General features: G+C 62.9%; 20 protein-coding genes. 11 read left to right on the top strand and 9 right to left on the bottom strand.

The features are described from left to right. Window positions 1-14: 14 nt before the first annotated feature. From J3P89_RS13045 to ligD, 4 genes are read left to right on the top strand one after another with little or no spacing between them, the layout of a single operon-like run. Window positions 15-1,400 (top strand): iron-containing redox enzyme family protein, encoded by a 1,386-nt coding sequence (locus J3P89_RS13045; RefSeq protein ID WP_434697791.1) that lies wholly within the window; start codon window positions 15-17, stop codon window positions 1,398-1,400. Window positions 1,401-1,409: 9 nt separating this feature from the next. Further along, window positions 1,410-2,411 carry a methyltransferase gene (locus J3P89_RS13040; protein WP_434697790.1) on the top strand — a complete coding sequence of 334 codons (1,002 nt, stop codon included), beginning with the start codon at window positions 1,410-1,412 and terminating at the stop codon, window positions 2,409-2,411. Further along, a complete protein-coding gene (locus J3P89_RS13035; RefSeq protein WP_434674361.1) occupies window positions 2,383-3,546 on the top strand; it encodes a carboxylate-amine ligase in 1,164 nt (387 codons plus the stop codon). Before J3P89_RS13040 ends, J3P89_RS13035 begins: the two co-directional genes overlap by 29 nt. Next, the gene (gene ligD / locus J3P89_RS13030) at window positions 3,543-6,164 is read left to right on the top strand and encodes a DNA ligase D (protein WP_434697789.1); all 2,622 of its coding nucleotides are present in this window, start codon (window positions 3,543-3,545) and stop codon (window positions 6,162-6,164) included. Before J3P89_RS13035 ends, ligD begins: the two co-directional genes overlap by 4 nt. A gap of 229 nt (window positions 6,165-6,393) precedes the next feature. On the opposite strand, the gene J3P89_RS13025 is transcribed toward ligD, so the two are convergent. Then, window positions 6,394-10,539 carry a CheR family methyltransferase gene (locus J3P89_RS13025; protein ID WP_434697788.1) on the bottom strand — a complete coding sequence of 1,382 codons (4,146 nt, stop codon included), beginning with the start codon at window positions 10,537-10,539 and terminating at the stop codon, window positions 6,394-6,396. Window positions 10,540-10,694: 155 nt separating this feature from the next. Beyond that, complete coding sequence (locus J3P89_RS13020; RefSeq protein WP_434568531.1) at window positions 10,695-11,306, bottom strand: Yip1 family protein; 612 nt, start codon at window positions 11,304-11,306, stop codon at window positions 10,695-10,697. Window positions 11,307-11,473: 167 nt separating this feature from the next. Between J3P89_RS13020 and J3P89_RS13015 the strand changes: the two genes are divergently transcribed. Genes J3P89_RS13015 through J3P89_RS13005 form a run of 3 tightly spaced genes read left to right on the top strand, consistent with a single transcriptional unit; the run spans window position 11,474 to window position 12,954 of the window. Continuing rightward, window positions 11,474-11,974, top strand: a complete 501-nt coding sequence (locus tag J3P89_RS13015) for a CinA family protein (RefSeq protein WP_434604896.1) — start codon at window positions 11,474-11,476, stop codon at window positions 11,972-11,974. 10 nt (window positions 11,975-11,984) lie between these two features. Continuing rightward, the gene (locus J3P89_RS13010) at window positions 11,985-12,503 is read left to right on the top strand and encodes a hypothetical protein (RefSeq protein ID WP_434697787.1); all 519 of its coding nucleotides are present in this window, start codon (window positions 11,985-11,987) and stop codon (window positions 12,501-12,503) included. Window positions 12,504-12,510: 7 nt separating this feature from the next. Beyond that, window positions 12,511-12,954: a DUF421 domain-containing protein gene (locus tag J3P89_RS13005; RefSeq protein ID WP_434697786.1), complete on the top strand. Its 444-nt coding sequence runs from the start codon at window positions 12,511-12,513 to the stop codon at window positions 12,952-12,954. 225 nt (window positions 12,955-13,179) lie between these two features. On the opposite strand, the gene J3P89_RS13000 is transcribed toward J3P89_RS13005, so the two are convergent. After that, complete coding sequence (locus tag J3P89_RS13000) at window positions 13,180-14,037, bottom strand: SDR family oxidoreductase (protein WP_434568527.1); 858 nt, start codon at window positions 14,035-14,037, stop codon at window positions 13,180-13,182. A gap of 186 nt (window positions 14,038-14,223) precedes the next feature. Between J3P89_RS13000 and J3P89_RS12995 the strand changes: the two genes are divergently transcribed. Next, window positions 14,224-14,628 (top strand): VOC family protein, encoded by a 405-nt coding sequence (locus J3P89_RS12995; protein ID WP_434697785.1) that lies wholly within the window; start codon window positions 14,224-14,226, stop codon window positions 14,626-14,628. Between the two features lie 177 nt (window positions 14,629-14,805). Here J3P89_RS12995 and J3P89_RS12990 read toward each other — a convergent pair whose 3' ends face one another. Then, the gene (locus tag J3P89_RS12990; RefSeq protein WP_434697784.1) at window positions 14,806-15,954 is read right to left on the bottom strand and encodes a MalY/PatB family protein; all 1,149 of its coding nucleotides are present in this window, start codon (window positions 15,952-15,954) and stop codon (window positions 14,806-14,808) included. A 167-nt stretch (window positions 15,955-16,121) separates the two neighbouring features. Here J3P89_RS12990 and J3P89_RS12985 point away from each other — a divergent pair, with 167 nt between their 5' ends. Continuing rightward, a complete protein-coding gene (locus J3P89_RS12985) occupies window positions 16,122-17,642 on the top strand; it encodes a methyl-accepting chemotaxis protein (RefSeq protein WP_434697783.1) in 1,521 nt (506 codons plus the stop codon). 9 nt (window positions 17,643-17,651) lie between these two features. After that, window positions 17,652-17,777, top strand: coding sequence for a DUF2790 domain-containing protein (locus J3P89_RS12980; protein ID WP_434697985.1), 126 nt, complete (start codon window positions 17,652-17,654; stop codon window positions 17,775-17,777). Window positions 17,778-17,953: 176 nt separating this feature from the next. Here the strand turns inward: J3P89_RS12980 and J3P89_RS12975 are convergent, their stop codons facing one another. Together J3P89_RS12975 and J3P89_RS12970 are read right to left on the bottom strand one after the other, a co-directional pair. Then, window positions 17,954-20,194: a molybdopterin cofactor-binding domain-containing protein gene (locus tag J3P89_RS12975; protein WP_434697782.1), complete on the bottom strand. Its 2,241-nt coding sequence runs from the start codon at window positions 20,192-20,194 to the stop codon at window positions 17,954-17,956. Window positions 20,195-20,206: 12 nt separating this feature from the next. Further along, window positions 20,207-20,680 carry a (2Fe-2S)-binding protein gene (locus tag J3P89_RS12970; protein WP_305494711.1) on the bottom strand — a complete coding sequence of 158 codons (474 nt, stop codon included), beginning with the start codon at window positions 20,678-20,680 and terminating at the stop codon, window positions 20,207-20,209. Window positions 20,681-20,940: 260 nt separating this feature from the next. On the opposite strand from J3P89_RS12970, the gene J3P89_RS12965 reads away from it, so the two are divergent. Beyond that, the gene (locus J3P89_RS12965; RefSeq protein WP_434697781.1) at window positions 20,941-21,876 is read left to right on the top strand and encodes an MBL fold metallo-hydrolase; all 936 of its coding nucleotides are present in this window, start codon (window positions 20,941-20,943) and stop codon (window positions 21,874-21,876) included. A 444-nt stretch (window positions 21,877-22,320) separates the two neighbouring features. Here J3P89_RS12965 and J3P89_RS12960 read toward each other — a convergent pair whose 3' ends face one another. The 3 genes from J3P89_RS12960 to J3P89_RS12950 are packed head-to-tail and all read right to left on the bottom strand — an operon-like array spanning window position 22,321 to window position 25,140. Next, window positions 22,321-23,685 (bottom strand): sensor histidine kinase, encoded by a 1,365-nt coding sequence (locus J3P89_RS12960; protein WP_434697780.1) that lies wholly within the window; start codon window positions 23,683-23,685, stop codon window positions 22,321-22,323. Continuing rightward, the gene (locus J3P89_RS12955; protein WP_434568519.1) at window positions 23,654-24,340 is read right to left on the bottom strand and encodes a response regulator transcription factor; all 687 of its coding nucleotides are present in this window, start codon (window positions 24,338-24,340) and stop codon (window positions 23,654-23,656) included. The genes J3P89_RS12960 and J3P89_RS12955 overlap by 32 nt, the downstream gene beginning before the upstream one ends. Further along, complete coding sequence (locus J3P89_RS12950; protein WP_434697779.1) at window positions 24,340-25,140, bottom strand: MipA/OmpV family protein; 801 nt, start codon at window positions 25,138-25,140, stop codon at window positions 24,340-24,342. The genes J3P89_RS12955 and J3P89_RS12950 overlap by 1 nt, the downstream gene beginning before the upstream one ends. Window positions 25,141-25,299 lie beyond the last annotated feature (159 nt).

Genomic DNA, 25,299 nt, shown 5'->3' with positions numbered 1-25,299 from the left:
CCCAAGAGGCCTTTATGACTGCGCTGACATCCCTCCAATCCAGGCCTGCCACCGCGCAGCCATTCACCACTGCGGGCAACGTTCGTCAATGCTACGAGCGGCTGCTGCAGGGCCCCGACGACAGCAACAAGCAAGCCGATGCCCAAGCCTTTCTCCAGCCTTTGCTGGAGCAGGCCGCGGCGTTGCCCCAGGAGATGCCCGACGATCCGGCGGCGCTGCTTACCTGGGTAGAACAGCACAGCGCCGGCGTGGCCCGGCAGTACGCCGACTACCTGGAACGACGCAAGAGCGGCGGTCGTCGGGAGTTCTTCCACAGCAAGGCCCAGGCGTTGTACTTCCTGCAGGCCGTGGCGCCGACCAAACTGGTGGATGGCGCCTGGTTGTATGGCGTGCTCAGGCACTGGCATGACCACCGTTTCGAAGGGCTGCTGTGTACCTATCTGGAAGAGCTCGGCGATGGTGTGCCGGCCCAGAACCATGTGGTGCTCTACCGCAAGCTGCTGGCCGAACACGGCCTGTCGGACATGCCCGACATCCACGATGACCGCTATCTGCAAGGTGCGGTGCAACTGGCTTTGGGTTATGCCGGCGACGAGTATCTGCCCGAGGTCATCGGCTACAACCTTGGCTACGAACAACTGCCACTGCATTTGCTGATCAGCGCCTATGAGCTGAGCGAACTCGACATCGACCCGTATTACTTCACTCTCCATGTGACCATCGACAACGCCAGCACCGGCCATGCCCACAAGGCTGTGCAATCGCTGCTGCAACTGATGCCGATGGAGGCGGATCGCGAATCCTTCTGGCGTCGGGTCACCCTGGGCTATCGCCTCAACGACCTGGGGCAGGGCAGCCGGGCGGTCATCGAGTCGTTTGACCTGGAACGTGAAGTCCTCGACATGCTTGAGCGCAAGCGCCCGTTTGGCCAACACATGCATTCCGATTACTGCAAATTCGAAGGCAAGACCGTCAACCAATGGCTGGCGGAGCCGGGGCAGCTGGAAGGTTTCCTCAAGGCCATGCAAGGCAAAGGCTGGATCCGGCGCCACGAAGACCCGCAGAACAGCCGCTTCTGGACTCTGATCGAAGGCGCTGGCGCGGCGATGTTCGGGGTCTTCAGCCCTTACGAAAAGCAGCTGTTGCACGATTGGATCGCCGGTGACTGGTTGGAGGAGCGCGGTCGCTCCGGCGCCCGCCGCAGCCTTGGCGCGGCGCAGGATACCCAGGCACCGACGCAGGATCCGGACGTGCAGAACCTGCAGCAATTACTGCGGGGCAAGGCGCCCGATGCGCAGATGCAGATCCTCTTGTCCTGGCTTTCGCCGCGCGCCCATAGCCATCCGGCCGGGCTGCTGGCGACCCGCCGGTTCATCGAACTCAAATCCGCCCTTCGTTAGGAGCCCTGCATGAATCAGGAAGATCGCCTGTCCGAACCCGACCTGGCGCTGCTGCAACTGGGTCGCCGCCTGCACGCCGACGGCTACCGTTTCATCACCCCGACACCGTTGACCCATGAGCGGGTCAATAAACGGCCCGGCAACGAGCGTTCGAAGACCCTGCGGGACGTTTTCGGCTGGTCGCGGCCGTTCGCGCCTGGGCTGATTTCCGCCGATGAGCAGCGTCAGTTGCAGGAGGCGCAGGTGTTGGAGGAACGTGACGGCCTGTTATACAGCCGCGTGCGCTGGTCGAGCCTGGACGGGATGCTGTTCGCCCATTCGCAGTTTCCCACCCAGGCCAATGACGCAGTATTTTTCGGCCCGGACAGCTATCGGTTCGCCCATCTGATCCATACCCACCTGCAACAGAACTTCACCGCGGTGCATCGGGCCGTGGACATCGGCTGCGGTGCCGGTGTCGGGGCCATGGTGATTGCCCGCGCCCGGCGCGAGGCCGAGGTTCTCGCCGTGGACATCAATCCCCTGGCCCTGCGCCTATGCGCGGTCAACGCCGCGCTGGCCGAGGTTGCCAACGTCGAGGTTACCCACAGTGATGTTCTCCGGGACGTCGAGGGCAGCTTTGACCTGATCGTTGCCAACCCACCGTACATGGCCGACCCGGCCGAGCGCGCCTATCGCCATGGTGGCGGCGCGCTGGGCGCCGGCCTGTCGCTGCGTATCGTCGAGCAGGCGTTGCCCCGGCTTACGCCTGGTGGCTCGCTGGTGCTCTACACCGGCGTGGCGATGGTCGACGGTCGCGATCCGTTCCTGGAGGCGCTTGGCCCTTGGCGCGATTCGGCGCAGTACGCCTGGACTTACCGGGAACTGGACCCGGATGTCTTCGGCGAGGAATTGCTGACCCCGGGTTATCAGGACGTGGAACGGATCGCCGTGGTGGCGTTGGTTGTCACCCGCACGGGTGCGGGTATCGGAGGGAACATCGATGAACAGGCGTCTGAAGTTCGGCATTGAAGAGGAATATTTCGTCACCGACCTGCAAACCCGGCACATGCCCGACCAGCCGCCCGCGGCGGCGATTGCGGCATGCCGGGAGGAGCTAGGTGAGCATTTCGCCCACGAGATGTTCCTGAGCCAGGTGGAGATGGCTTCGCCCATCTTCGAGAACCTGGCGGAGGCCGCCGATTACCTGGCCCAGGTGCGTAGCGGCCTGACGCGGCGCCTGGCACCCCACGGCCTGGGATTATTGAGCGCCGGCTCACATCCGATGACCACGGTCGGCTTGCAGCCCACCGACGAGCTGCATTTCCAGCAATTGTTCGACGACTACCAGCGAGTGGCGCGCCGCAGCGTGTTATCGGGCCTGCATGTACACGTGGAAGTACCGGGCGATCAGGACCGGGTCAAGGTCATGAACGAAGTGTTGCCGTGGCTGCCGATGTTGTTGGCGCTGAGTGCGTCTTCGCCGTTCTGGAACGGCGGCTACAGCGGCTTCAGCAGTTATCGCCAGGTGGCCTGCGATGAATGGCCGCGGATGGGCGTGCCGGAGTTCTTCGCCGACGAGGCCGCGTTCAACGGCTACGTCGACATGCTCACGCGCACCGGCTCCATTCGCCAGCCCAGCGATTGCTGGTGGGTGCTCAGGCCGTCGTCGCGTTACCCGACGCTGGAGCTGCGCATCTGCGATGCCTGCCCGCGGATCGACGACGTCCTGTGCCTGGTTTCGCTGTTTCGCCTGATGGTTGCCCATGCCTGCGCCCAGCCCAAGCCTGGGGCCAATTACAGCCTGATGTCGCAGTGGATCCTCAAGGAAAACCGCTACCGGGCCAAGCGCCACGGCATCCTGGCGGAATTCATCATCGAGGGGCAGGAACAACCCATGCTCATTGGCGAATGGCTGAACCTGGCCGAGCAGACCTTCGCCGACACCGCCACAGCGCTCGGCGTACAGGACGTGTTCAAGCAAGCCCGCCGGATCGTTCAGGAGGGCACCAGTGCCGATCGCCAGGTCGTGCTGTATGAACAAGGCTTGCTGCTGGGGGACTCCATCGAACAGGCCCTGAGCCGGGTGGTTGATCAGTTGCTCTCGGAAACCGCCGGCATGCCGGTGGCCGATCCTACCCTTGCGCAAGTTGCAGGTGGCCCATGACCAGCAAAACCCTTGAAGACTACAACCGCATGCGCGACTTCGCCGCCACCCCGGAACCGGCGGCGAAACGCTCGCGCAAAGCGGCGAAAACCGCCCATGCCCTGCAGTACTGCATCCAGAAGCACGATGCCACGCGGCTGCATTACGATTTTCGCCTGGAGCTGGACGGCGCGCTCAAGAGCTGGGCAGTGCCCAAGGGACCGTCCCTGGATCCGAAGGTCAAGCGCCTGGCCGTGCATGTCGAAGACCATCCGCTCGATTACGCGACCTTCGAGGGCAGCATTCCCGAAGGGCACTACGGCGCCGGCGATGTCATTGTCTGGGACCGGGGCGTGTGGATTCCCCAGGGCGACGTACACGAAGCCTACGAAAAGGGCCGCCTCAAGTTCGAGCTGCGCGGGGAGAAACTCGCCGGCCTGTGGAACCTGGTGCGCACCCATATGCCCGGTAAACAGGAGCAATGGTTCCTGATCAAGCATCAGGACGACGCAGCCCGTCCGGAGAGCGAGTACGACGTGGTCCAGGCCGAGCCGGACAGCGTGCTCAGCGACCGCACGATCGTGCCCAAGCGCCGAGGCAAGGCCGCTGCTGCCAAAGCCGTAAAACAACCGGAAAAAGCCGCGCCGCCGAAATCGTCAAAAAAAACCGCGAAGACCACCCTCAGCGGCGCCGTTGCCGGCCCGATTCCCGAAACCCTCAAGCCGGAACTGGCGACGCTGGTGGACAGCGCGCCCGAGGGCGACTGGCTCTACGAGATCAAGTTCGACGGCTACCGGGTCATGGCGCGTATCGACAACGGCGATGTGCGCTTGATCACCCGCAACGGCCATGACTGGACCCACAAACTGCCGAAACAGGCCGAGGCCTTGGCCGGGCTCGGATTGGAATCGGCCTGGCTCGACGGCGAGATGGTCGTCGCCAATGAGCAAGGCGTGCCGGACTTCCAGGCCCTGCAAAACGCCTTTGATGCCGGCAGCAGCGGCAAGATCGCCTATTACCTGTTCGATTTGCCCTACCTCAACGGCATGGATCTGCGCAAAGTGCCGGTGGAGGAGCGTCGGGCCGCGCTGGCAGCGGTGCTTGAGGCGAATGAAGATCCGTTGCTGCGTTTTTCCGACGCCTTCGAGGAAACCCCCGAAGCACTGCTCAACAGCGCTTGCCAGATGCGCATGGAAGGACTGATCGGCAAACGCCAGGGCAGCGCCTATGTGTCCCGGCGCAGCAGCGACTGGATCAAGCTCAAATGCAAGAATCGCCAGGAGTTTGTCGTGGTCGGCTTCAGCGAGCCCAAGGGCTCGCGCAGCGCGTTCGGTGCCTTGTTGCTGGGCCTGCATGACGTAGACAGCGGTGAGCTGCGGTATGCCGGCAAGGTCGGCACCGGTTTCAACGAGACGACGCTCAAAAGCATCTACCAGCAGCTGTTGCCCCTGGAAACGAAAAAAGCCGCCGTGGTCAACCCCCCCACTGGTTACGAGGCCAAGGGCGTGCACTGGCTCAAGCCGGAATTACTGGCCGAGGTGGCATTTGCTGAAATGACCAAGGAAGGTTCGGTACGCCACGCGGTGTTCCATGGCTTGCGCAACGACAAGCCGGCCAAGGCGATTACCCAGGAACTGCCGAAACCGATAGAGAAGCCCGCCAGGAAAAAAACCGCCGCCAAGGAGGAGCCGGCACCGGCCAAGCCCAAGACCAAAGCCAAGGCCAAGACCACCCAGGCACCGACCCTGGACGGCAAGGTGCGCATTACCCACCCGGACCGGATCATCGATGCCAGCAGTGGCACGACCAAGATGCAACTGGCCGAGTACTACGCCAGCGTTGCCGAATTCATCCTGCCGGAACTGGCCGACCGTCCGGTGGCCCTGGTGCGCGCGCCGGACGGCATCGCCGGCGAGCTGTTCTTCCAGAAGAACCCCGAGCGCCTGGCGATTCCCGGCATCACCAGCCTGGACAAGGACCTGACCGGACAACCGGTGATGATCATCAACAACGCCGAAGCGCTCATCGGTGCGGTGCAGATGAGTACCGTGGAGCTGCACACCTGGAACGCCACTTCGGTAGACCTGGACAAACCCGACCGTTTTGTCCTCGACCTTGACCCGGACCCGGCGCTGCCGTGGAAAAGCATGGTGGAAGCCACGCAACTGACCTTGTCGGTGCTGGATGAGCTGGGCCTGAAGGCGTTTCTCAAGACCAGCGGCGGCAAGGGTATCCACGTGGTGGTGCCGCTGACCCGCAAGTTGGGCTGGGACGAGGTCAAGGGCTTCAGCCACGCCATTGTCAGCCACATGGCCAAGCTGTTGCCCGATCGCTTCTCGGCGGTATCGGGACCGAAAAACCGGGTGGGGCGGATTTTCATCGATTACCTGCGCAACGGCCTGGGCGCCACGACCATTTGTGCCTATGCCGCCCGCACCCGTGAAGGGCTGCCAGTGTCGGTGCCGATTTATCGCGAAGAAGTGGCCGAGCTCAAGGGCGCCAACCTGTGGAACGTACACAACGTGCATGAGCGGCTGGCCGAGGTGGGGCATGAGCCTTGGGCGGACCTGAAGAGAACCCGCCAGGGCATCACGGCCGAAATGCGTCGGCGGATTGGGATGAAGACCACCTCCAAGTAGCTGGAGCCCGGATACTCAGCCGGAGCCAGACCGCTTTTGTGGCGAGGGAGCTTGCTCCCGCTCGGTTGCGCAGCGACCGCAAAAAGCTCAGGGCTGCTGCGCACTGGAGCGCCAGCCCGGCCCAGCGGGAGCAAGCTCCCTCGCCACGAAAGCAGTTCCCACTGGAGAACCCCTCTGACTACAAAAGAAATTATCCAGCTGGAAGGCCCAACCCTGGCCAGCCGCCTCTCTAATAAACCAGCGCCCGCCGCAATTGCTCGATCGCTTCGATCAACTCGTCATAGGACACCGGTTTGCCGATGTGCTGGTCAAAACCCGATTGCTGCGACTTGTGCATGTCGACAGACGCACCGTACCCGGTCAGGGCGATGGCCGGGATGTTTTTGATGTGGGGCAACTCGCGCAGCGCCTGCATCAGTTCATGGCCATTCATTACCGGCATGCCCAGGTCCGAGATCACCACGTCGTAACGGGCGTCCCGGGCCGCTTCCAGCGCTTGCAACGGTTGATCGAACGCAACGACGTTGGCGTCCTCCATTTCCAGCAGCAGCTTGAGGGTATCGAGCACGTCGGGGGAATCGTCCACCAACAACACCGTCAAGCCGCTCAGGCGTCCGGATTGCTCTTCGCAGGCTTGCGGCTTGGGCGCCAGCTCGGCGCTGCTCAAGGGCAGGCGGATGGTGAACGTACAGCCTTTGCCCAGCCCTTCGGACTTGACCTCGACGCTGCCGCCGTGGGCTTCGGTCAACTGCCGTACCAGCGACAGGCCGATTCCCAGCCCTTCGCGCTGATGGGTCGCATGCTGGGTCTCGGCCTGGCCGAACAGGTCGAACACTTCGCTCAAGTGTTCCGCGGCAATACCGACGCCTGAATCCTTGACGTCCAGGCGAGCCATGCGCCCGTCCTGGCTGGCGATCAACTGCACGCGGCCGCCGTTCGGGGTGAATTTCAGCGCGTTATTCACCAGGTTCCAGATGATCTGCTCCAGCCGGGTCGGATCGGCGTTGACAATCAGCTCGCTGCCGGGCCCTTCGGGCAGTTCCAGAGTGACCTTGTTCGGGTGATTGTCGTTGATCACCACGGTGTAGATGTCTTGCAGCACGCGACCCAGATCGACCGCCAGGCGCTTGAGCTTGAGCTTGCCGGTGCGTACCCGGGCTACGTCCAGCAGGTCGTCGATGATACGCGCCTGGCTGGTAACAGCGTCGCAGATGGTGTTGACCGCCCTGGCAGCCGCAGTGACGCTCTTGGTCACCGGCAGGCGGCGCAGCAATTCGGCGTTGAGCTGGATCAGATTCAGCGGGTGCTTGAGTTCGTGGGACATGACCGCGAAGAACTCATCCTTCAAGTGGCTGTTGTTCTGGGTTTCCATGAGCCGCTGGGTCTGTTCTTCGTGCAGGCGCTTATGCCCGGTGAGATCACGGGCAATCTTCACGTAGCCCTGCAAGTAGTCGCCACTGAGCAGCGTGACCTCGCCGCTGCAGAAGAAGCGGCTGCCGTCCTTGCGCTGATGCCAGCGCTCGTCTTCGCAACGGCCTTTGGCACGAGCGGTGCTCAGTTCGGTTTCAGGAGCGCCGTAGCTACGGTCTTCCGGGGTAAAGAGGAAGTCGTAATAAGCGCCTTCGGCTTCGGCCTTGGTATGGCCGAAAATCAACTGCGCGCCGGTGTTCCAACTGGTGATCACGCCATGTTCGTCGAGCAGGATGATCGCGTAGTCGCGGGTGCTTTCGGCCACCAGGCGCATGCGCTCTTCGCCCAGGCGCAACTCTTCTTCAGCGGCACGGCGCTTGGTGATGTCAATAAAGGTCAACACCGTGCCGTCGATGTGGTCTTCGCTGGAGCGATAGGGCAGCAGGCGGGCGATGTACCAGCGGTCATCGTTGCTGCTGATTTCGCGCTCGATCATGTTCAGCGATTCGAAAACCTGGGTGGCGTCGGCGGCCATGTGCGGATAGTCGAGGCGGTGAGTGATGTCGAGCAATGAACGGCCGGTGTCCACCGGGAGCATGCTGAAGATTTCCGTGGCCCGCGGGGTGAACCATTTGATGCGCATGCTGCGGTCGACGAATACCGTGGCGATGTCGGTGGAGGCGATCAGGTTGGTGAGGTAGTCGTTGATCTTGTCGGTTTCCTCGACCTTGGTCTTGAGCTCGTAATTGACCGTCAGCAACTCTTCGTTGATCGATTGCAGCTCTTCCTTGCTGGTTTCCAGCTCCTCGGTGGCCGAGCGCAGTTCCTCGTTGATGGCCTGCATTTCTTCATTGGAGGCCTTGAGCTCCTCGCTGGAGACCTCGGCCTGCTCGATGGTGTCCTGCAGGTGCGACTTGGTCCGCTGCAGCTCGCGCTCCAGATTGGCCAGCACCTGGTTTTCGGTCTGGCTGGTGATGGCGGTAACCTGCTGGCTGGGATCGACTTCCTCCTCCTCGAACACGACAAGGACAAACTCGCCATCGGATTCGTCGTCGCGATACGGCTGGACCAGCAGGTCCACCAGGAAGCGCTTGCCATCGCGCTCCATATTGACCTGGCGGGACTTGACCGGCTGGCCGTTCTGGTTCACCTGGAACAAGGCGGTGCGGATTTCCAGGCGCAGCTGCGGGTTGATCAGCGTCAGCAGGTTACGCGACATCTCGCCGCCAACGTGGCGCAGATAGCGGCCGGCGGTTTCGATCATGTGCAGGATGTCGCCATTGCTGTCGACAATTATGCTCGGTGGCGCGGCCCGTTCGATGGCACGCAAGTGGATATCGGCAAACGACACCTTGCGCGGCGCGATGATTTGCGGCGCGGCCAGGGACGAGGTGCTGCGCACGTAACCGCCACGGGGCATGGTCGGGGTTCGGCGGCTGGCGGCAGTGCCATATTTGGCGCGGAAGATCCGGTTGCGCTTGTCCACCGGGCTGAACAGCTCGCTGCAGGCATCGGCCGACTCCGACGAACCGAGGAACAGGTAGCCTCCCGGGCGCAGGGCAAAGTGGAACATCTGCAGGATTTCCCGCTGCACTTCGCGGTCGAGGTAGATCAGCAGGTTGCGGCAGACGATGAGGTCGATCTGCGAGAAGGGCGGGTCCGACAGCAGGCTGTGTTTGGCAAACAGCACGCGCTCGCGGATTTCCTTGCGCACACGGTACGTCGTGGTTTCCTTCAGGAAATATTGGCGCAGGCGAGTGGGCGGCACGTCGGTAATGATCGCTTCCGGGTAGGCGCCGCCGCGCCCCACGGTAATGGCGCGTTCGTCGATGTCGGTGGCGAATATCTGCAGCTTGGCGTTGCTCGAATCGTGCTGTAACTGATCGCTGAGCAACATGGCCAGGGTATAGGCCTCTTCGCCGGTGGAGCAGCCGGCCGACCAGATCCTGATTTCCTCAGGCGGCACGCTACCCGGCTCGACCGGCTTCAACAGGTTGGGCAGGACGTCGCGCTCCAGGGCTTCGAAGGCTTCGCGATCGCGGAAGAAATTGGTCACCCCGATCAGCAGGTCGCCCAGCAGCGCCTTGGTTTCTTCGGGGTGATTCTGCAGATACGCGTAGTAGGCGCCCAGATCTGGCTGGGCGGTGACCTGCATGCGCCGTTCGATGCGCCGCAGCACGGTGGCCCGCTTGTAATGCTTGAAGTCATGCCCGGTGCCAGCGCGCAGCTGCACCAGGATGTCATGCAGCGATTGCTCGGCGGCGACTGCTTCGCGCTCGGAGGTTGGCGGTTGGGTCTTGATTTCCGGGTCGTTGGCCGTCGGCAGGCGAATATTTTGGGAATTGCGCCACAGCTCCAGGAGTTTTTGCGGCATTTCCACCACGGGAAGCACCAGGTCGACCATCTGGGTGTCGATGGCGGCCTGGGGCATGCCGTCGAATTCGGCGTCCTGGGGCGATTGGGCGATGGTCACGCCGCCCTGTTCCTTGATGCGCGACAGGCCCACGGCACCGTCGGAGCCGGTGCCCGACAGCACCAGGCAGAATGCCCGCTCCTTGTGTACGTCGGCCAGGTCACGGAAAAACAGGTCGATAGCCACATGCCCGCCGAGGCGCGGCTCGGCCGGCTTGACCTTCAGATATCCGTCGTTCATCGACAGATGATGGGCGGGGGAAATGACATAGACATGGTTTTTCTGGATAGCGACCGTCTCGCTCACCTGGAGCACCGGCATCTTGGTCGATTCCTGGATGATCCTGTCGGCGATGCTCTGATGGTCTGGAGCCAGGTGCAGGACGATCACGAACGCCATGCCATTGTCCTTGGGCATGTGTTCGAAAAACTGCTTGATGGCCTGCAAGCCGCCCGCGGAGGCGCCGATTCCCACTACCGGAAAATCGAGGTTGCTGGGGCTCAACTCTCGTCGCTGTGGCACGTTGGGAGAGCGTTTGCTTGATGAAGACATATGACATTGGCCTTAGGAAGGGCGGCGCAGCGGTCCAGCGCTGTCGCCTCGATATTCAGGGTGCAAAAACTCGCAGGATAGTCGGGTTAGGCGAAGATTGCGAAGTGGATGTTCGCCTGACCGCGGCTTCCGTCATTGTGCGCCTCGACGCGGGCTCAGCCCACCGGCACGCGAAGGTATTCCGGTTGCAGGTAGTTGAACCACAGCAGGATCATTTCCACCAGGATCGTGACCAGCACCAGTAAACCGACGCCCCAGACGCTCGCCGAATACAATAGCCCTTGTTCTTTCTTCAGGCCCATGAACTTCGGCAGACCGACGAACAGCAGGAATGTCGAGTAGACCGAGGCGAGCAACAGGACCACCACCGCCAGCCAGCGGCTGGGGTACAGCCCGAAGATGCCGGCCAGGAAGTACGGGGTTGCGGTGTAGGCGGCGAAACCGATGCACTGGTTGACCGTGGGCCGGGCCTCGAAGGTGCGCGACATCCAGCGAATGAACAGCCCCATCAGCGAGACGCCGATCACGATGGTCAGGTAGAGCAGGGCGCACAGTTGCAAGGCGCTGGCCTGACTCAACCTCACGGTCTCGTTTTCGGCCAGGCTCCAGCCGGTCCAGGTGGTGCCGATGAACAGGCACACCGCCGGAATCAGCGCGAGCAACAGCAGATGGGCCAGGTAATGGTGAGGGTGAGCCTGCTCCTGCTCGCGAATGTCCCCCCAGGCAAATTCCGGATGGGTGAACAGCTTGACGAAAAGCACAGACATGACGACCTCCTGATCAGGACAGCCTCTGCATGAGGCTCATACCGTTATGAGGTACAGGATCGGCCAGGGGTTTCATTTATTTGGCGTGTCCGGGCGACGGCGCGATAAAGGGAATGATTCGAAACCGTGGGGGTCAACCCATCAGCATCCATGAAGGACTGAATGCCATGACTGTTGCCCAATCCCTGGTTGATTATCTGCAAGACCATGAACTGCGCCTGACCACCGCCGAGTCCTGCACCGCCGGGCTGATCGTCACCCTGTTGGCGGAAGTGCCGGGCAGTGGCTCGCTGATCGAAAGCGGCTATGTGGTGTATTCCCCCGAAGCCAAGCAGCGCTTGCTCGGCGTCAAGCCGCGCACCATCGATACCTTCAATCTCACCAGTCGCGAAGTCGCCGAGGAAATGGCCTTGGGCGCGTTGCGCGACGCCAATGCCAACGTCGCGGTCGCCACCACCGGCCTGCTCGGGCCGGACGACAAGGACGGCATACCCGCCGGCACGGTCTGTTTTGCCTGGGCGTTCGAGGTGAACGGCCAGCGTGCGCTGTTCAGCCGCCAGGAGCGGTTCTTTGGCGACCGGCGTCAGGTGCAGTTGCTCTCCAGCGAGTACGCCTTGCGGCAATTGCCCGGCTATCACCAGCGCGCTTTGGCCGGTGAACTTCGATAGGAGCGGCCCCATGATCGATCAGCGTGAACAAGACGACCACCGCAGCCGCCAGTTCCCGGTGGAAGAGGACATGGCATTCCAGCACAAGGTCTGGCGCTTCGAGCGGGTCGGCTGGTACGTGTTGGTGCTGTTGGTGATCCTGACCCTGCTTGGGCTGTTTTCCCGTGGTCCGCTGAGCAGCCGCGAAGCGCAAAGCGCGGACGGCAGCATTGGCGTCGAATACGAGATGTTCCATCGCAACGGCTCGGTCAATCCGCTGGTCATCCGTCTGCAAGGCGCGTCCAACGCGGTGCTGGAGGTAGAGCTTGGCGGCGATTGGCTGGAGGGGTTCGATGTGCAGAGCGTGCAACCGCAGCCAGTGCGTTCGGCCGCCGCGGGGCAGGGTATGAAGGTCTGGGTCCAGGCCGACGGGCAGGGGCGGGCCAACCTGCACCTGTCACTGCTCGGTGAAGGCCTCGGTAACTATAAAAGCCGCATCGCAACGCCCAATGGCGCCGAGGTCAGGTTCAATCAATTCATTTTTCCATAGGTGACGTATGGATTCGGTATTGCGAGCCGCCGCGATGTACGCGGTATTGTTGGTGTTATTCAAGATCGCCGGGCGACGTTCGCTGGCGGAGATCACCACTTTCGATTTCGTCCTGTTGATGATCATTGGCGAGGCTACCCAGCAGGCATTGCTGGGGGACGATTTCTCGATGACCAATTCGTTCATGGTCATCGTCACGCTGATTGCCATCGATGTCGGGTTTTCGCTGCTCAAGCTGCGCTCCGACTGGGTTTCGCGGCTGATCGATGGTGGCCCGACCGTCATCGTCGAGGATGGGCGTATCTTGCAGGGGCGCATGCGTCACGCTCGGCTGATAGAGGCAGACATCATGGAAGCGGCGCGCTCGAGCCAGGGCATCGAGACCCTGGATCAGATCAAGTTCGCGATCATCGAACGCAACGGGAAGATTTCGGTGATTGCCAAGGAGTGATCCTTGGTAGTGGCGGGGAGTGATCTTCAGCTGTGGCGGGAGTGCTGTTGTGGCGAGGGAGCTTGCTCCCGCTCGGTTGCGTAGCGACCGCAAGATTTCAGGGCCGCTTCGCAGCCCAGCGGGAGCAAGCTCCCTCGCCACAGAGTCAAAAGCACAGAGCCCGGAGCCCATAGCCCATAGCCGAGGGGGGCATAGGGGCCATGGTCCGCAGGATTGCGACGAGCTTTAAAGAATCGGCTTGCCCCCGGTCACCGCATACCGCGAGCCGGAAATGTAGCTGGACTCATCCGAGGCCAGCAGCACGAAGATCGGCGCCACTTCCACGGGCTGGCCGGGGCGCCCCAGTGGTGTCTGCGAACCGAAGTTCTGCACTTCTTCCTCGGGCATGGTGGCAACGATCAGCGGTGTCCAGATCGGCCCTGGCGCGACGCTGTTCACCCGGATGCCCTTGGGCCCGAGCATCTGCGCCAGGCCGCCGGTGAAGTTGGCGATGGCGCCTTTGGTCGTGGCATAGGCCAGCAACGTCGGCTTGGGCATGTCCGAGTTGACCGAGGTGGTGTTGATGATCGATCCACCGGCCTTCATGTGCGGCACCGCGGCCTGGCAGATCCTGAACATTGCGGTGATGTTGATATCGAACGTGCGCACCCATTCTTCGTCCGGAATCTCTTCCAGGGTTTCGTGAGTCATCTGGAACGCGGCGTTGTTGACGAGGACGTCGATGCGGCCGAAGCGCGCCACGGTTTCATCGACGACCTTTCGGCATTGGGCCTTGTCCGCCAGGTCGCCGGGCAGCAACAGGCATTGCCGGCCGGCCTGTTCGACCCAGCGAGCGGTCTCCTTGGCATCCTCGTGCTCGTTCAGGTAGGAAATGGCCACGTCAGCGCCTTCGCGGGCGAAGGCAATGGCTACCGCGCGCCCGATGCCGCTGTCGGCGCCGGTGATCAGGGCAATCTTGTTCGCCAGGCGACCGGAACCCTTGTAGCTTTGTTCACCGCAGTCCGGATACGGGTCCATCTTCTGCTGGCTGCCGGGGACGGGCTGGCTTTGTTTGGGGAAGGGTGGGGTTGGGTAATCGGCCATTTTCGTTCTCCATGGCAGGTGGTTGCGATGGAGGGTGGACTGTGGCGTTTCAGGCAGAGTTCGGTCGGATTTTCCCATCGGTCGATGAGCGTGACCGCTAGCGTTTCGTCGAGCGGGCCCAAGGTCGGCTGAACGGGGACGCGGGCGTACTCTCCAATGCAAACAACGCTTCATAAGGAGAAGGGCATGTTCAGTCACATTCAGATTGGTGCGCGGGATCTACCGAAAATGGTCGCGTTCTACGATGCCGTCCTGGGGTGCCTGGGGTTGGTGCGCATGGACAGCGAAGACGACTCGGGCCCGCCCGGGGAAGGCTGGCATCAACCCGGCAGGCACTGGCCGCAGGTGTTCGTCCAGGTGCCGATCAATGGCCTGCCCGCGACTTGGGGCAATGGCATGCAAGTGAGCTTCGCCGCCGATTCGCCGCAGACCGTGCGCGCCGCCTGGGACATGGCCCTGGCGATGGGCGGTCTCGACGAAGGCGCGCCGGGGCCGAGGCCGCAGTATTCAAAGGATTACTTCGGGGCTTATTGCCGGGACCCGGAGGGCAACAAGTTGTGCTTTGTGCATACGCCGGATATGTATGACTGACCCGATCTGGAGGTGATCTGCTCCTGGGGTGATCCGCTCGTGAGGTCATCCGCTCTTGAGGTGATCCGCTGTTGTGGCGAGGGAGCTTGCTCCCGCTGGGCTGCGTAGCAGCCCCAAAATCTTGCGGTCGCTACGCAACCGAGCGGGAGCAAGCTCCCTCGCCACGGGGGGATCTGCTCAGCCTCGGGCCTTCAGGCTCCGCTCCATCCGCGCAAGGCCTTCCTCCAGCAGGGCCCTCGGGCAACCGAAGTTCAGCCGCACGAATTGCCCGGCATCATCGCCAAAATCCATTCCGGCGCTCAAGCCGACCTTGGCTTCCTTCAGGAAAAACGCTTGCGGATCGTCCAGCCCCAGCCCGGAACAATCCAGCCACGCCAGGTAGGTCCCCTGGGGCACGGTCATGGTCACGCCTGGCAAGCGGTTCTTCACCGCGTCGACCAGGTAATCCCGGTTGGCTTGCAGGTAGGCCTTCAATGCCTCCAACCACGGACCCGCTTCGCTGTAGGCGGCACGAGTCGCCTCCAGGCCCAGGGCATTGACGCTGTCGACCATGCCCGCCCTGGCGCTGTTGACCCGCTCGCGCAGCCTGGCGTTCTGGATGATCGCAAAAGAGGTTTTCAGCCCCGCGATGTTGTACGCCTTGCTGGCCGACATCAGCGTGATGGTGCGCTCGGCAATCTCCGCGCCGAGGCTGGCGGTGGGGATATGCACGCGGCCATCGAAGCACAGTTCGGCATGGATCTCGTCGGAAATGATCCAGGCGTCCTGCTCGACACAAATGTTCGCCACGGCCTTGAGTTCGTCGCGCCCGAACACTTTGCCCAGCGGGTTGTGTGGATTGCTCAGCAGCAGCGCGCCGCCGCCCTGCAAGGCGTCGCGCAATGCGCCCAGGGGCGTGTGGAACTCTCCGTCGAGCGGGGTGAAGGGCAGCTCCACCTTGTTCAGGTTCCAATGGCCCGGCGCATGACGCAGCGGCGGGTAGTTGGGCACCTGCACCACAACGTTCTGCTGCGGCTCGACCAACGCATGCAAAGCCATGTTGAAACCTGGCTCGACCCCCGGCAGGAACAGGATCTGCTGGGGCTCGACGCGCCAGCCATACTTGCTCCAGAGATCGGCGACGATGGCGGCGCGCAGGCTGTCCTGGGCCACGCTGTAGCCCAGCATCGGATGCTCAAGGCGCTTGTGCAGCGCATCGATCACCATTGGCGGGGCGGCAAAATCCATGTCGGCCACCCACATCGGCAGTACCTCGGCCGGGTAACGGCTCCATTTGGTGCTGCCGGTGCCTTGGCGTTCGAACACCTGGTCGAAATCGAAAGTCATGGTGGTTCCATCAGTCAGGGATACAGAATCGGGCCATCATAAAGCAAAGAGGCTGTACAAAAAGATTGGTAGCTAATTGCCATTAATTTGTTGCAATGCGCTACAGTTTCGTCCCGAGACGTCGATACGCCGCCGACGGACGCCCCGTTCATGACAAGGACAGCCTGATGAAATCGCCCCTGCGCTTTAACGATCACTACCGCAAAGCCGATCGCATCATGCTCGGGCTGCTCTGGCTCACGCTCCTGTATTCGCTGGGCCTGGCATTTCTCCATTCGACCTTCACCCAGGCGCTGCTGATCGGCGCACCGACGTGCCTGCTGGCGACGCTGCTCTACCGGGGCATCGGCGGCACCCGTGCGATGCGCTGCATCATCGCCATGGCGCTGATGGTCATGGCCGCGCTGCACATCAACCAGACCCGAGGCGTGATCGAGTTCCACTTCGGCATCTTCGTGCTGCTGGCGGTGTTGACGTTCTATCGCGACTGGCTGCCGATCGTCGTGGCCGCCGGTACCATCGCCGTTCACCACGTCGGGTTTCATTGGCTCCAGCATCAGGGCTACCCGGTGTTCGTGATGGATGCCCACGGCGGGTGGACGATGATTTTTGTGCATGCCTTTTATGTTGTCGTCGAAAGCGTGATTCTGATCTACCTGGCGAACCAGAGCCTGGCCGATGCAACGGACAACCAGGACGTGCTCGACAAGGTGCTGGCCGCCGCCGCGCAGTTGAGTCGTGACACCGACACACAACGCAGCCAGGGCGTGAAAGTCTCATCCGGCGAGCGTTTCGACCATTTCCTCCTGCAAGTGACCAACCTGGTGGACGGTGTGGTGCGCGACACCCGTGACCTGTCGGACCTCGGCCAGGACCTGTCCCAGGTCGGCCGGACCCTGGAAAACGGTGCCCGGCACCAGTTGGACGAAGTGGCACAGATGAGCGGCGCGATTGGCCAGCTGATGCAGGCCATGGAGAGTATTACCGGCCACGTCGGCCAGACGCTGCAGCGCGCCGGGCAGGCCAACGAGCAAGTCAACCGGGGGCGCACCACGGTTGACCAGACCCGGGAAGAAATTCTCGAACTGGCGGGACGGATCAACCTGACCAATGAAACCGTGCAACTGCTGGCCGAGCAGGCGCAGCAGATCGGCCAGGTGCTGGACGTGATCAACAGCATCGCCGAACAGACCAACCTGCTGGCCCTCAATGCGGCCATCGAGGCGGCCCGGGCCGGCGAGCAGGGGCGTGGGTTCGCCGTGGTGGCCGACGAGGTCCGGACGCTGTCCCAACGGACCTCGACCTCCACCACGGAAATCCAGCAGATCATCGCCAAGCTGCAACAGGGCAGCCGTCAGGCTGCGATCGCCATGCAAGACAGCCGTGAGGGGGTCGAGCGTTGCGTGTCCGCCAGCCAGCAGGCCTCGCAACTGTTGCATGCCGTCGTCGAAGACATCGCGGTGATCAACCATTTCAACGACCTGATCGCCAGCACGACCCAGCAACAGTCCGCGGCGTCGATGGGCATCAACGAGCGGCTGCAAACCGTACAGGCCGTGGCCGAGCGCAACGCCGACAATATCGGTGTGCTGACCCGCAGCAGCCAATGCCTGCCGCCTTTGGCGGAGCGGCTGGCGGCGCTGGGGCAGGCGTTTCATGGGACAGACCGGCAACTTGAGCGGAAATAGCCTCGATACATCAAGCAGGGGGCGGGATCGGATTGCGGTGTCGTCGAGTCGCGCATGACCTATCTGGACTCCACCGGGACGATCCGGGCGCTGGACTACAGCGCTCTGGCCCAGGGGTGCGACCAGGATAATTGATCGCCGATCACCGCTAACCGTGGCGAGGGAGCTTGCTCCCGCTGGGCCGGTCCGACGCTTCGGGCGTAGCGGCCCCAAGTTTTGCGGTCGCTACGCAACCGAGCGGGAGCAAGCTCCCTCGCCACAACAGCACGGCGGGTTTGTCGCCGGCGCTGAAGGGTCGGCGTTAAACCCGGTTACGCCAGGTTGAACGGCAACTGTCGCAGCGGTTTGCCCGTCAGGCTGGCAATCGCATTGGCAAACGCCGGGGCGAGGGCGGGCAGGCCAGGTTCGCCCATGCCGGTCGGCGGTTCGGCGCTGGGAACGATGTGCACGGCGATCTGTGGCATGTCGGTGATGCGCGGCACGCTGAAGTCGGCGAAGTTGCTCTGCTGCACGACACCGTCTTTCAGCGTGACGGCACCGCCCGGCAGGCACATCGACAGGCCCATCAGGGCCGCGCCTTGAACCTGGGCTTCGACGCTCCGCGGATTGACCACCAGGTTGCAATGGACCCCGGCGGTCACGTTGTGCAGCACCGCACGCCCATCCTGCACCGAGGCCTCCACCACATAAGCCACCACCGAACTGAACGACTCGTGGACCGCCACGCCCCAGGCTTGGCCGGCGGGCAGTTGACGCTTGCCGTATTCGCTCTTGTCCACCGCCAGTTGCAGCGCGGCGCGATGGCGTGGGCTTTGATCGCCGAACAGGTTCATGCGATACGCCACCGGGTCCTGTTTCGTCGCGCGAGCGATTTCGTCGATCAGCGTTTCCATCACAAAAGCCGTATGGGTGGAACCCACGCTGCGCCACCACAACACCGGCACGTTGAGCTTGGGATGATGCACGGACAAGCGCATCGGCAGCGGGTAGGGATCGCGCATGCCTTCGGTCGCGGTGGGGTCGATGCCGTTTTTCATCTGCCCGCCGAACAGCGTGCCGGTGAGGATGGATTGCCCGACCAGGGCGTGGTCCCAGGCCAGGACTTTGCCGCTGTCGTCAAAACCGATGCGCGCACGGTGCAGGTGCATCGGGCGGTAGTAGCCACCCTTGATGTCATCTTCTCGACTCCACAGCGTGCGCACCGGCGCATCGATGCCGGCAGCACGGGCGGCCTTGGCCACTTCACAAGCCTGCACGACGAAATCATTGCTGGGCACACCACGCCGGCCGAAGCCGCCGCCCGCCGTCTGTACATTGACCTGGACTTGCTCGGGCTTGAGATTCAACACCTTCGCCGCCGCCGCGCCATCGCCGCCGGGGAATTGCGTGCCGACCCACAACTGGGCGCGACCCTCGGACAACTGGACGGTGCAGTTCAGCGGTTCCATGGGCGCGTGGGCCAGGTAAGGGAAAATGAACTCGGCCTCCAGCTGATGCGGCGCCGTGGCGAGTGGTTTCATGTCGGCATCAAAGTGAACGAGGCCGGGCTTGCCGGCCAGTTCCCGGTACTGAGCCAGCTGTTTTTCCGTGTCCACTTTCTCGACTTTGGCCACGTCCCACTCGACTTTAAGCGCATCGCGCCCCAGCTTCGCCGGCCAGTAACCGTCGGCAACCACCGCAACGCCTTCGGCGCCGCCGTCCAGCGGCACGCGCAATACCGCTTTCACGCCTTTGGTCGCCCGTGCGGCGCTGTCGTCCAGGGACGCGATCCGGGCACCGAACACCGGTGGCCGGGCGACCACGGCGGTCAGTTGCCCCGGTAGATTCACATCAATGCCGAAATCCTGCTGGCCGCTGCTCTTGGCCTTGGCATCGAGGCGGGTGGTGGCCTGGCCGATGATGCGAAAATCCTTGGGATCCTTGAGCGTGACCTTCTCCGGAACGGGCAGCGCCATGGCCGCTTCGGCGAGCTCGCCGTAACTGGCCTTGCGGCCGCCAGGCCCCAGCACCGTGCCGTTTTGCGTGGTCAGGCTCGCCGCATCGACGTTCCAGCGCGCGGCGGCAGCGCTGAGCAGCATGGCGCGGGCGCGGGCGCCCAGTTCGCGGTATTGGGTGTAGCTGTTTTTGATCGAATTGGAGCCGCCGGTGAGGTGAATGCCAAACGCCGGGTCCATGTAGGCCGAGTCGTTGCTGCCGTTACGCGTGCGCACCAGGCTCCAGTCGGCGTCGAGCTCTTCGGCGAGGATCATCGGCAGGCCGGTCTGGACACCCTGGCCGAACTCCAGGCGGTTGATCGTTACGGTGACTTCGCCATTCGGCGCGATCTGCACAAAGGCCGAAGGTTGTTGAGTCGGCTTGAGCGCGCCGTCGCCAGCGCCGTTGGCCTGTTGCCCCAAGGCCAGGTGAGGAAACGCGCCCAAGGCCAGGCCGCCGATACCGACGATCTTGAGAAAGCTGCGCCGGGGCAGGGTGGCGGGGCCGTCGCTGTCGTCGCGTTCAAGCAGGTGCTGCAAGGCGCGCGGAAGCTCGTTGGGAAAAATCTCGTTCAGCATGGCAAGCTCCTGTCAGGCGAGGGTCTTGGCGGCATCGGCCACCGCGGCGCGAATGCGGGCGTAGGTGCCGCAGCGGCAGATATTGCCGGCCATGGCCGAGTCGATCTCGGCTGGCGTGGGTTGCTTGCCCTTGGGCTGCGCCTTGAGGAACGCCGTGGCGCTCATGATCTGGCCGCTCTGGCAGTAACCGCATTGCGCCACGTCATGTTTGACCCAGGCGTCATGCACGGCACTGCCCACCGGGTCGCTGCCGTCGGTGGCCGCCTCGATGGTGGTGATCTTCTTGCCAAGCGCTGCGGCAACGGGCGTCACGCAGGAGCGAATGGCCTGGCCATCCAGGTGGACGGTACAGGCGCCACACAGGGCTGCGCCGCAGCCAAACTTGGTGCCGGTCATGCCCAGCGTGTCGCGCAGGGCCCAGAGAATCGGGGTGCCGGGATCTACGTCAACCGTGTGTTCACGGCCATTGATATTAAGGGCGCTCATAGTCGGACCAGCTCCAGATGGTTTGGCACCGATTACTATAGAAAGCATCAGCGGGGAAAGCTTGCACGATCCGGTCCGATGATTGCCCAATCTTGCAAATCCACCGTCCTTTCGTTTGAAATGCCCACGCCAAGATGTATGCCGGCCATACCCCCGTATGGTATCGAGCGCGCTGCGCCGCGATGCACACTCGTTCTCCAGGTGATCAGCTGTTTCGTATTGAACAGCGCGATCGCCTCATCGAAAACAGGAGAGCGAGCATGACTATGGTTCTGCAACAGACTGCGCAGAAAGACCCGAAAAACCCGAGTCAGTCAGCCACCGAGGAGCTGGTGCCTTCGCGCTATGCGCTCAAGGTCGGCGACATCGATGTGCTGGTGGTCAGCGATGGCGTGCTGCCGCTGCCGACCTCGACCATGTCGACCAATGCCGACCCGGCCGCCCGTGCCGCCTGGTTCAAGGATATGTACCTCGGCCCGGATGCGTTCGATTGGGCGTTGAATGTGCTGGTGGTGCGCAGCGGCGAGCAGACGTTGCTGGTCGATGCCGGACTGGGCGGGCAGTTCCCCGGTTTCCCGCGTGCCGGGCAGTTCCCCCGTCGATTGGAGGCTGCCGGGATCGAGCTGTCGTCCATCACCGATGTGGTGATCACCCACATGCACATGGATCACATCGGCGGACTGCTTGTCGAGGATGTGAAAAACCGCTTGAGTCCCGACGTGCGGATCCACGTCTGCGCGACCGAAGTCGCGTTCTGGGCGGCGCCGGATTTCTCGCGCACCGACATGCCCGCGCCGGTCCCGGACGTGCTGCGGACAACGGCCCGGCGGTTCATGGACGTCTACCGCGACAGACTGCAGACCTTTGAACAGGAGCACGAAGTCGCGCCGGGCGTCGTGGTCAAGCGCACCGGCGGCCACACTCCGGGGCACAGCGTGGTTTACGTGACATCCGGCAACGAAAAGCTGACGTTTGCCGGCGATGCCCTGTTTCCGGTGGCCTTCGACCATCCCGACTGGCAAAACGGCTTCGAGCACGACCCGGAAGAAGCCGTACGCGTTCGCGTACGTTTGCTGCAAGAGGCCGCCGCGAGCGGCGAATGGTTCGTCGCCACCCACCTGTCGTTTCCCTCCGTGGGACGCGTGGCGGTGGACGGGGACGCGTTTCGTTGGGTGGCGGGCTCCTGGGATTATTGATCGGCGGCTATCCCGGCATTCCACAGCCGCAGATTTCAGGGTTCACATGGATCCCTGTGGGAGCGAGCTTGCTCGCGAAGGGGCCCGTCCATTCAGCCTCTTCATCGGCAGACACACCGCCATCGCGAGCAAGCTCGCTCCCACATTGGATCCCCGATAGCCGCAGATCTCAGGGTTCACATGGATCCTTGTGGGAGCGAGCCTGCTCGCGAAGGGGGCAGTAGATTCAACATTTTCCTCGACTGATACACCGCCTTCGCGAGCAAGCTCGCTCCCACACTGGATCCTCGGCAGGCGCAGGTTTCAGGGTTCACATGGATCCTTGTGGGAGCGAGCTTGCTCGCGAAGGGGCCAGTAGATTCAACATTTGCCTCGACTGATACACCGCCTTCGCGAGCAAGCTCGCTCCCACACTGGATCCTCGACAGACGCAGATTTCACGGTTCAGCGAGACAAACAAAACGACAACCCGGGCTCCGCTCTTTGTGCAATCAAGCTCCACCCGTGCGCTCGGGCAATCTCCTGGCAGATCGTCAGGCCCAGCCCGGCGCCATGATCGCGGCGATGAGCCCCGCGCCAGAAACGGGTGAATATCTGCACCATTTGCTCCTGCGTCACGCCCGGACCCCAATCGCGCACAGCCAGCGTATCGGCGCCGAGCTCCAGCAACACCTGGGTACCACGAGGCGCATGCTGGATGGCATTTTCCAGGAGGTTTTTCAGCAGGGTAAACAGGGCGCTGCGGTCGGCCTGCCAAGGCTCTGCCACAGCCGTCGGGCCAGTCAGGACGAGGCGCACATCGGCCGCGTCGGCCATGCGTTGCAGATAACCTGCCGCTTGCCGCGCAACCTCCATGACATCCACGGCGGCGAAGCTGTAGTTATGCGCCTCGCTGGTCTCGGCCAGCAGCAACAGTTGCTGGACCTGCCGCGTCATGTGCTCGGCATCGTTGAGCAGCGAGTCGCGGCCCTTGTCTGGCGCCATCAGTTCGAGCTGTGCGCGGATCAGCGCCAGCGGCGTCTTCAGTTCGTGCGCGGCGGTTGCGAGAAATTCCTGCTGGACCCGGTAGCCGTGTTCCAGGCGCTCAAGCGCGCTGTTGAAGCTGGTCACCAGCGGCGCTACCTCGGACGGCACGGTTTTGACATCCAGCCGTGAGTGCAGGGAGCGAGGGGAGATGGCCGCCGCCGACTCCGAGACCTCGCGTAGCGGTTTGAGCGTGTAGCCCAGCGTGAAATAGGCGCAGGTGCCAAAGACGAAGAGCAGCACCAGGCTGAACAGGACGATCCCGGCGCCCATGAAAGGCCAGGCAAAGCCCTTGTGCAGCAGGTCCATCAGGCGTTCGCTGACGGCGAATTGCAGGTACAAGGTGTGGTCGACCTGCTCCACCGGAGCGGTCGCGGCGTACATGGTGATGCCTTTGCGCTCGAACTTGAAGCGCCCCTGTTCCGCGGGGCGAACCGTTGCGGCCGAAGCCCAGAATGCCTCGTCAGTGGAAGCCAGGAGGACGTTTGCCTCTGAATCCAGCACCCGATAGCCGATTTCCTCGCCCAGGCTGTTGAAGGTCCAGACGCGATCGCCCTCGCTGTTGTCGAACCCGGTGGGTCGGCCCGCCGCGTCGAACTGCAGCTTGCCGGCCAGCTCATGGGTGCGCTCGGCGACGTCGGTGGTCAGCAGGATATCGCTCTTGGACGTGATGAGCGCGAACGCGCCCAGTGCAATCAGCAGGATGCTCAAGCCCACGCCCGCGACGTAGGCGACCAGTACCTTGAAGCTGATGCTATTGCGCCAGATCGTCTTGCCGAAGGGCATAACCCAGGCCTCTGAGGTTGACTATCCGTTGGTGGGAACCGATCGCCAGCAGCTTGCGGCGAATCCGATGCAGGGCCACGTCCAGGGCGTTCGGCGTCACGGCTTCACTCAGGCCCCATGCCGCCGCCTCGATGGCGCTGCGCCGGACGATTTCGCCTGGTTTGCGCAGCAGCAACAACATGATCTGCATCTCCGCCGGCGCTAGCGGAATGCTACCTTCGACGCTGCACATGAGGCCTGTGTCGGGCTGCACACTGAGGTCGCCATGGGAAGGCGCCAACGACCGCCGCTCTGCGGGGCGACGCAGCAGGGCTCGCACGCGCGCGACCATTTCGTCCATGGCGAACGGTTTGGGCAGGTAGTCATCCGCCCCAGCGTCGAGGCCTTCGATCCGGTCATGCAGCGCGTCACGCGCGGTCAGGACCAGGCACGGCAGGCCCAGCCCGGCATTACGCAAACGCGCCAGCAACAGCAGCCCATCGCCGTCCGGCAGGCCGCGATCAAGCACCAGCGCCTGGTAAGGCACTTGCTGGATTGCCGCCCACGCCGCGTCGATGCGGCTGATGACATCGACAGCGATGCCGGCGCTCGCCAGGCCTTTGCACACCAGTTGCGCGAGGCGTTCGTGGTCCTCGACCAGCAGAATGCGGCTCATCAGAAACGGTACAGGTAGCCGAACAGCACGCTGTTCTCGGTGGACTGGTCGACCAGCGGGCTGTCCTTGATTTCATTGGCAAGGCTCGTCGCCTTGAGGTCCAGGAACACGGAGTGATGGTCATCGAACATATAGTTTCCACGTACGCCAAATTCGGTGTTGATGCCGGACTTGCCATCATAGGCCGCCCGATCGATGCGAGCTTCATTTTCCCGAACGCCAAAGTAGTAATCGATGTATTTTTCGTCCTGCCAGATGGCCGCCAGCCGTGGCGTCAGCATGATGTGTTCGCCGATCCGCCAGGATCGCTCCAGGCCCAGGGTGAAACGCTGGCCCTTGCTGTTGCCCGAAACATCGCCCAGCCACTCGGCGCTGACATCGGCCAGGTCATTGCGCCATTCGACCTTGGCGCCCGCCCAGAATCCGCCCTTGCGATCGCTCATGCCCTCCAGGATTCGCGCGTCGTCGTCATCGTAGCCACTGAAATCGTATTCGCCGACGAGGCTGAAATCGAGCTGCTGGGTGTCGCTGATCTCCAGGCCCGGCAGCTTGATTTCGGCGGTGGGGCCGAAGACACGAAGGTATTCATTCTCGAAATAGATCAGCGGCAGGACCTCGCTGTCACGGTCGATGCCTTCGTACGGCTGTTGGCTGCTGACCGCACCCACGCCAAGCCCCCAGGCGGAGCCTTCAGGCTGGTCGGCACTGGCCGCCATCGACGCGCACACGCCCAGCACGAGCGCCGTGCCGGCGGTGGTCAACCGGATCGCAATTGCAGTTTTCGAAATGGACAGGGGCATGGAAGTCTCCGGATCAATGGGATGAAAGCGTCCCTATCGTTGAGAACTTCTTCTTACTGAACACTTACGGTTCGGCCCGGGTAAGCGCCTTTTTGCCGGTAAGACTTGCGCAAGGTTTCCTGGCGGATAGTTGCCGCCTCAAGCAACGCGGCTTCTTGC

This window comes from Pseudomonas sp. Z1-14, assembly GCF_051132005.1.
GTDB lineage: Bacteria > Pseudomonadota > Gammaproteobacteria > Pseudomonadales > Pseudomonadaceae > Aquipseudomonas.
This window is presented reverse-complemented; position numbering and strand designations above follow the sequence as displayed.